Raw genomic sequence first — 7,643 nt, 5'->3', positions numbered from 1 at the left:
TTGCTCAACGTCGAAGGTCTGGGTCGTCAACTGGATCCCGAGCTTGATCTTTGGAAAACCGCCAAGCCCTACCTGGAGCGCTGGATGAGCGAGCAGATGGGCTGGCGCGGCCTGCTCCAGCAACTGAAAATCGAAGTGCCGCGGTACAGCAAGCTGTTGCCGCAGTTGCCGCGTCTGGCGCATCAGGCGCTGACCCAGGTGGTCGAGCCGATGGCAGAGCAAGGCAATGAGATGATGTTGCGCTTGCTTGCGGAACAGCGCCAGACCAACCGCTTGCTCGGCATACTGGTGTATGCCGGTGGCGGCCTGGCGGCGGGCATGCTGTTGACGCTGATTTATTTGCGTTTTAGCCACATGATCTAGTGGTAAGCGATGACCAGGCCTGACGTCATTCCGCAGTTTTCCAGCCGCGATCCGTCCCAGCCGGATTTCTGGAGCGAGCGCTTCGAGCATGACTTCATGCCATGGGATAGCGGCGGTGTGCCGCAGGCATTGCAGCACTATCTGGCGCGCAGTACGCCAGTTCCTACCCTGATCCCGGGTTGCGGCAGCGGCTACGAAGTGGCTTGCCTGTCAGCGGCCGGATGGGATGTCACCGCCATCGATTTTTCCGCTGCTGCGGTGAGCGCGGCACGCAAGCTTTTGGGGCCATGGGCCGGGCACGTGTTGCAAGCTGACTTTTTTACCTATCAACCACCGCAGCCGCTCGGTTTGATCTATGAGCGTGCGTTCTTGTGCGCTTTACCAGCCGCCAGGCGCGCTCAGATTGTTAGCCGTTGGGCCGAGTTGCCGCCGCCAGGGGCAACGCTGGCCGGCTTCTTCTTTTTTGACGATGCGCCTAAGGGGCCGCTGTTCGGCATCAGCCGCCCGGAACTGGAACGCTTATTGCATGCCAATTTCGAGTTGGTCGACGAGCGCGAGGTCAGCGAGTCCATCTCTGTGTTTGAGGGGAAAGAGCGCTGGCTGGAATGGCGCCGACGACCTTAAGGTCGGTATGATAGCCAGAGCACAAGGCAAGGCTGCAAGGCGTTGAAACTACTTAGCAGGCGGCGCTGAATGTATGGGGGCGCGCAGGTGCCCACCCTGCGCGGCTTTTTTACATAAATGACTGGCGCCTTGCTACAATTGGCGGTTTTTCGCCCTCCCCCCTTTGAATTTGAAGGCATATTGAAGACATATGGCGCTGCTAGAAATCCGTAATGTCAGTCGCCGCTTTGGCGACTTTGCCGCTGTCGATAACATCAGTTTGTCGATCGAAGCCGGCGAATTCTTTACTTTGCTGGGTCCTTCCGGCTGCGGTAAAACCACGTTGTTGCGCATGATTGCCGGCTTCGATCTGCCGGATTCCGGCCAGATACTGCTCGATGGCGTCGATCTGGTTGGCAGCTCGCCTGAGAAACGCCCGGTTTGTACGGTATTTCAGAACTACGCGCTGTTCCCGCACATGACGGTCGGCGCCAATATCGCTTTCCCGCTGAAAATGGCCAAGGTGCCACCGCAGCAGATTCGCGCCCGCGTCGATGAGGCGCTGGAAGATGTGCGGCTGAGCGGTTTTGCAACGCGCTTTCCGCACGAGTTATCAGGCGGGCAACGTCAGCGCGTGGCCGTGGCGCGGGCGCTGGTGTCGCGCCCCAAGTTGTTGCTGCTCGACGAGCCGCTGTCGGCGCTGGACGCCAAGCTGCGCGAGCAAATGCAGATCGAACTGATCAATCTGCAAAAAGAAGTCGACATCACTTTCGTCTACGTGACCCACGATCAGGGCGAGGCGCTGGCGCTGTCGCACCGTATCGCCGTCATGAACCGCGGCAATGTCGAACAGCTCGACGAGCCATCGCGCATTTACAGTTATCCGCGCAGCCGTTTCGTCGCCGATTTCATCGGCACCTGCAACCTGTTCGACGGCGCCATTGCCAGTATCGACGGCGCTTCGATGCAGCTCGACATACCAGGCCTGGGCTTGGTCAAGAGCGCATTGCCGGCCGGTGCAGCAGCCGGTCGCAAGGGTACGTTGGCCTTGCGTCCCGAGAAAATCCATATCAGCGCCGAAATCGGCACAGATAGCGCTGCGAACCACTTCAAGGGTTTCGTCAAGGAGCTGCTGTACCTCGGCGATGTTACCGTCTATATCGTGCAGACCGAAGGCGGTGCAAAAATTGAAGCGTTGCTGGCCAATTCGGCAGCGGGCCGCGCCAAGTTCTTTGAAGTCGGCGATACGGTCGATGTTGCCTGGCAATTTGATGCGGGGCATTTCTTGTATGAGTAAGCCGGGTAAATCCACCGCAGCCTCGCGCGGCCGCCTGGCACGCTGGCTCATCAGCGGCCCGCCGCTGCTCTATCTGTTGCTGTTCTTCGCCATTCCGAGCCTGATCACGGTGTTCGCCTCGCTGCGCTACGCCGGCGATTACGGCGGCCTGGCGCCGATCTTCGATGAAACCGGCAAGCTAGACCTGACGCTGGAAAGCTATCAACGTTTCGCCGCCGATTTCATCTACACCGCGATCTTCCTGAAGTCGCTGATGTATGCACTGATCACCACCGTGTGCTGCCTGTTGATGGCCTATCCATTGGCTCTGCTGATTGCGCGCAGTCCAAAAAAATATCGCGATTTATTGATTCTGCTGGTAATTCTGCCGTTCTGGAGCAATTTCCTGATTCGGGTATACGCTTGGATGATTATCCTCGGCCCGCAGTCGGGCCTTACGCAAGCTATCAATTACATACTCGGCCTGGCTGGAATCGCGCCGGTGCGCCTGCTGTTTACCGCGTTTGCGGTGATTGTCGGGCTGGTCTATGTGCATCTGCCGTTCATGGTGCTGCCGCTTTACGCCAACCTGGAAAAGCACGATCCGGCGCTGGTCGATGCCGCGCAGGATCTCGGCGCTTCGGCATGGCAGCGCTTCTGGCGCATTACGTTCCCGTTGTCTTTGCCGGGCGTATATGCCGGCGCGGCGCTGGTGTTCATACCGGCACTCGGCATCTTTGCGGTGTCCGATATTTTGGGTGGCACCGGCAGCGACATGATCGGTAACGTCATCAAACAACAGTTCCTGGAAACCCGCGACTGGCCTTTCGGCAGCGTCCTGTCGATCGTGTTGACGGTAGCGGTGTTGCTGGCTGCCGGACTGGCGGTGTTGGTGGCAAAGCCAAGGAGGGCCGCGCATGGTTAAGGCAATCAGACGCCCGCTCTGGCTATGGCTATGGCTGGTGGCGCTGGCTGTTTACGCGTTCCTGTATGTGCCGCTGATCATCGTGGTGGTGTATTCATTCAACGACTCGCAGCTCAATGCCGAGTGGGTTGGCTTTACGCTCGACTGGTATCGCAAGCTGTTCCGCAACGATGGGATGCTGCGCGCTGCCGGCAACTCGCTGATCATCGCGCTGGTCGCCAGCGCTGCCGCCACCACGCTCGGCACGATGGCCGGTTTTGCGATGCATCGTTACAAGCTCAAGCTACTGCCGCTATTGGTGTTGACGCCGATCGCGATTCCGGAAATTCTGGTGGGCGTATCGCTGCTGATCTTCTTCGTGATGCTCAACATCACGCTGGGCCTGGTCTCCATCGCTTTGGCACACATCGCGTTTTGCATCGGTTTCGTTGCCATTGTGGTGCGCTCGCGCTTGTCCGGCATGGATGAAAGCCTGACTGAAGCGGCGCGCGATTGCGGTGCCACGCCGTGGCAGGCTTTCCGCCTGGTGACGCTGCCGCTGATCATGCCGGGCGTAGTGGCGGGTGCGCTGATGGCGTTCACGTTATCGATCGATGATTTTGTGATCACCTTCTTTACCGCAGGCGCCAACGCCTCCACCTTGCCGCTACAGATTTATTCAATGATCAAGATTGCCGTCACGCCTGAAGTCAATGCGGTGTCGACCTTGTTGATGGGCCTGACCCTGGTGCTTATAATCATTGCGTCCAAGTTGGCGCCGAATGCCATTCGTTCCTCTTAACCGTTGTTCAGGATAACCATGAAAAAACTGCTCGCCATTGCGACACTGCTGTTCGCCAGTTTTACCGCGCACGCCGCCGACGAACTGCGTTTGTACAATTGGAACAACTACATCGCGCCGGAAACCGTGCAACGTTTCGAGGCGTTTTGCAAGTGCAAGGTGGTGCAGACTTATTATGGCGACAACGAGGAAATGCTGGCCAAGCTGGCAGCTGGCGCCAAAGGTTACGACATCATCGTCCCGACCGGCAATGCGCTCGACGCATTGATCAAGCAACAAGCCTTACTGCCGCTCGACAAGGCGCAACTGCCGAACCTGAAGAACATCAACCCGACTTACCTGAATACGGATTTCGACAAGGGCAACAAATATTCCGTACCTTACGCCTACACCGTGACCTTGCTCGGTTATAACGAGCAGAAGATGAAGGAGCTGGGCATTGCGGTAGATAGCTGGGCGGCGATCTTCGATCCAACTGTCTTAGCCAAGATCAAGGGCAAGGTCACTGTGCTGGATTCGGCCAGCGAACTGATGGCCGCCGCCCTCAAGTATCTCGGCTATTCCGCCAACGATACCGATGAACAGCACTGGCAGCAGGCCAAGGATGTGATCCTCAAGGCCAAGCCTTATTGGGCCGCCTTCAATGGCAGCAGCTATATCAAGGAGTTAACGGTTGGCAATATCTGGCTAGTGCATGGTTATTCGAATGACATCTTCCAGGCGGATGTCGATGCGCAGAAGGCCGGCCGCAAATTCCGTATTCGTCATGCCATGCCGAAAGAGGGTGCGGTACTGGCGCTGGATAGCATGGTGATTCATAAAGCGGCGCCGCGGCCGGATCTGGCGCTGAAATTCATCAATTTCATGTTGGACGGTAAAAATGCCGCCGAATTGAGCAATCTGATCGGCTCCGGCAATCCTAATGCCGGCGCCGCCAAATACATCAAGCCGGAAATCGCCAACAACCCGGCGATTTTTCCGGACAAGGCTGGTTTCGCCAAACTGGAAATGCTGAAAGACCTCAACGGCAAGCAACGGCGCAGCCTAAACCGCATCTGGACAGAGATCCGGGCACGTTGATTGACCGCAGCGGCGTTGGCGGAGATGAAATATTGGCAATGCAAGCGCCGATTCTTAGGACTGTTGCTACAAGCTGTTGCCGAAGCTCATCTAAGCTGTAAAAAACCTTTATAATTCAGGGTTTTGTAAGATATTTGCGGAGTTTTATCATGCCGATTTATGCGTATCGCTGTGAAGCCTGTGGTTTTGCCAAAGATGTGTTGCAAAAGATATCCGATGAGCCGCTGACGGTCTGTCCGTCATGCAGCAAAGCCGAATTCAGGAAGCAGGTCACTGCAGCTGGTTTTCAGCTCAAAGGCACCGGATGGTATGTCACCGATTTCCGTGGTGGCGCCGGAGCGACAGTGCCGCCGGCAACAGCTGCCGAGCCTGCCGCCAGCACTGGCGGTACTTCGTCTGACGCGGCAGCAGCAACGTCGACGCCAGCGCCAGCGCCGTCTGCTGCGCCAACTGCCAGTGCAGCGGCACCGGCCGGCACCGGAAGTACGCCGGCTGCATCGGCAACATAATGTCATTCATGTAGTTCCTGCAAGTTGAACCAAGCGGCATGCCACGCGCGCCGCGCGACAAAGAAAGCCATGCGTAAATACTTCATCACCGGTCTGCTGGTATTGGTGCCCCTGGCAATCACGCTATGGGTGCTCAATCTGATCATTGGTACGATGGATCAGTCGCTGCTGCTGCTGCCAGAACAATGGCGGCCGAAAGTCATGTTTGGCCATGACATTCCCGGCCTGGGCACGATCCTCACCCTGCTGGTTATTTTCCTGACCGGCCTGGCGACGCGCAATTTCATCGGGCGCCAGATCGTCGCGCTGTGGGAAGCGGTGCTGACCCGGATTCCGGTTGTCAGCTCGATCTATTCCAGCGTCAAGCAAGTCTCGGATACCTTGTTTTCGTCATCCGGCAATGCCTTTCGCAAGGCGCTGCTGGTGCAGTATCCGCGCCAGGGTTCGTGGACCATCGCCTTCCTGACCGGGGCGCCGGGCGGCGATGTCAAGAACCATCTGGTCGGTGATCACGTCAGCGTCTACGTACCGACGACGCCAAATCCGACTTCCGGTTTTTTCCTGATGCTGCCGCGTGCCGACACCATTGAACTCGACATGAGCGTCGACGAAGCATTGAAATACATCGTCTCGATGGGCGTGGTGGCGCCGGAGCAGCAGGTCGGCAGAAAATTGGTTGTCGACACGCCGCCGGGAACCGGCGAATAAGGGAGCGGCGGCGTTGAGAGCGCCGGCTCAGCGCAGGCAACGCCGCAACCAGCGTCAAAGACAAGCATCAACATTCAATATCTACAACATCTGAACTGCGAAAAACTGAATATGTCCATGCGAACCCAATACTGCGGCCTCACTACTGAGGCACTTCTCGGCCAAACCGTTAGCTTGTGCGGCTGGGCGCACCGTCGCCGCGATCATGGCGGCGTCATTTTCATCGATCTGCGCGACCGCGAAGGCCTGGTGCAAGTGGTCTGCGATCCGGATCGTGCTGAAGTATTCAAAAATGCCGAAGCGGTGCGCAACGAATTCTGCCTGCGTATCACCGGCGTCGTGCGCCTGCGGCCTGACGGTACCGGCAACGCCAACCTGAAATCCGGCAAGATCGAAGTATTGGCGCATGAGCTGGAAGTGCTTAACCCATCGGTAACACCACCGTTCCAGCTGGATGACGACAACCTGTCCGAAACCACGCGCCTGACGCATCGCGTGCTGGACCTGCGCCGCCCGCAAATGCAGAACAACCTGCGCCTGCGTTACAAGGTGACGATGGAAGTGCGCAAGTTCCTGGACGCCCACGGTTTCATCGATATCGAAACCCCGACGCTGACCAAGTCGACGCCGGAAGGCGCACGCGACTATCTGGTGCCGTCGCGCGTCAACGCCGGCCAGTTCTTTGCATTGCCGCAATCGCCACAGCTGTTCAAGCAATTGCTGATGGCGGCCAACTTTGACCGTTATTACCAGATCGTCAAATGTTTCCGCGATGAAGATTTGCGTGCTGACCGCCAGCCAGAATTTACCCAGATCGATTGCGAAACCTCGTTCATGTCGGAACAGGAAATCCGCGACATGTTCGAAGGCATGATCCGCCTGGTGTTCAAGAACGCGCTGGATATCGATCTGCCTAACCCGTTCCCGGTCATGGACTTCGCCACCGCGATGGCCAAGTACGGCTCTGACAAGCCGGACATGCGTGTCAAGCTGGAATTCACCGATCTGACCGCCGTCATGAAAGACGTCGAGTTGAAGGTGTTCGCCGGTGCTGCCAACATGCCAAACGGCCGCGTGGTTGGTCTGCGTGTGCCTGGCGGCGCCGCTATGCCGCGCTCCGAAATCGATGCCTACACGCAGTTTGTCGCCATTTATGGCGCCAAGGGCCTGGCGTACATCAAGATCAATGAAAAGGCCAAGGGCCGCGACGGCTTGCAATCGCCGATCGTCAAGAACCTGCATGACGCCGCGCTGGCGCAGATCATTGAGCAGACCGGCGCTGAAGACGGCGACCTGATTTTCTTCGGCGCCGACAAGGCCAAGGTAGTCAACGATGCCATCGGCGCGTTGCGCGTGAAGATCGGTCACAGCGAATTCGGCAAGAAGCTCGGCCTGTTC

At 57.7% G+C, this 7,643-nt stretch carries 8 protein-coding genes and 1 pseudogene; all 9 read left to right on the top strand.

The features are described from left to right. Positions 1-363 (top strand): annotated as a pseudogene (locus ACIQ0R_RS09600) (ubiquinone biosynthesis regulatory protein kinase UbiB); the annotation flags it as partial. A gap of 9 nt (positions 364-372) precedes the next feature. Then, entirely contained in the window at positions 373-987 is a 615-nt protein-coding gene (locus ACIQ0R_RS09595; protein WP_395826566.1) for a methyltransferase domain-containing protein, read from the top strand. A 190-nt stretch (positions 988-1,177) separates the two neighbouring features. Continuing rightward, a complete protein-coding gene (locus ACIQ0R_RS09590) occupies positions 1,178-2,263 on the top strand; it encodes an ABC transporter ATP-binding protein (RefSeq protein ID WP_395826564.1) in 1,086 nt (361 codons plus the stop codon). Beyond that, positions 2,256-3,167, top strand: coding sequence for an ABC transporter permease (locus ACIQ0R_RS09585; protein WP_395826562.1), 912 nt, complete (start codon positions 2,256-2,258; stop codon positions 3,165-3,167). Before ACIQ0R_RS09590 ends, ACIQ0R_RS09585 begins: the two co-directional genes overlap by 8 nt. Beyond that, positions 3,160-3,948 carry an ABC transporter permease gene (locus ACIQ0R_RS09580; RefSeq protein ID WP_395826559.1) on the top strand — a complete coding sequence of 263 codons (789 nt, stop codon included), beginning with the start codon at positions 3,160-3,162 and terminating at the stop codon, positions 3,946-3,948. The genes ACIQ0R_RS09585 and ACIQ0R_RS09580 overlap by 8 nt, the downstream gene beginning before the upstream one ends. Positions 3,949-3,966: 18 nt before the next feature. Next, entirely contained in the window at positions 3,967-5,028 is a 1,062-nt protein-coding gene (locus ACIQ0R_RS09575; RefSeq protein ID WP_395826557.1) for a PotD/PotF family extracellular solute-binding protein, read from the top strand. A 149-nt stretch (positions 5,029-5,177) separates the two neighbouring features. Then, on the top strand, positions 5,178-5,537 hold the full coding sequence (locus ACIQ0R_RS09570; protein ID WP_395826555.1) for an FmdB family zinc ribbon protein: 360 nt from the start codon (positions 5,178-5,180) through the stop codon (positions 5,535-5,537). A gap of 69 nt (positions 5,538-5,606) precedes the next feature. After that, positions 5,607-6,245, top strand: coding sequence for a DUF502 domain-containing protein (locus ACIQ0R_RS09565; RefSeq protein WP_395826553.1), 639 nt, complete (start codon positions 5,607-5,609; stop codon positions 6,243-6,245). A 111-nt stretch (positions 6,246-6,356) separates the two neighbouring features. Beyond that, a partial coding sequence (gene aspS, locus ACIQ0R_RS09560; RefSeq protein WP_395826551.1) for an aspartate--tRNA ligase occupies positions 6,357-7,643 on the top strand: 1,287 nt, incomplete at its 3' end.

Origin of the sequence: Collimonas sp. (assembly GCF_044339385.1) — a bacterium.
Classification (GTDB): domain Bacteria; phylum Pseudomonadota; class Gammaproteobacteria; order Burkholderiales; family Burkholderiaceae_D; genus Collimonas.
Note: the sequence above shows the minus strand (reverse complement) of the source record. Positions and strands in the feature narration are given on the sequence as shown.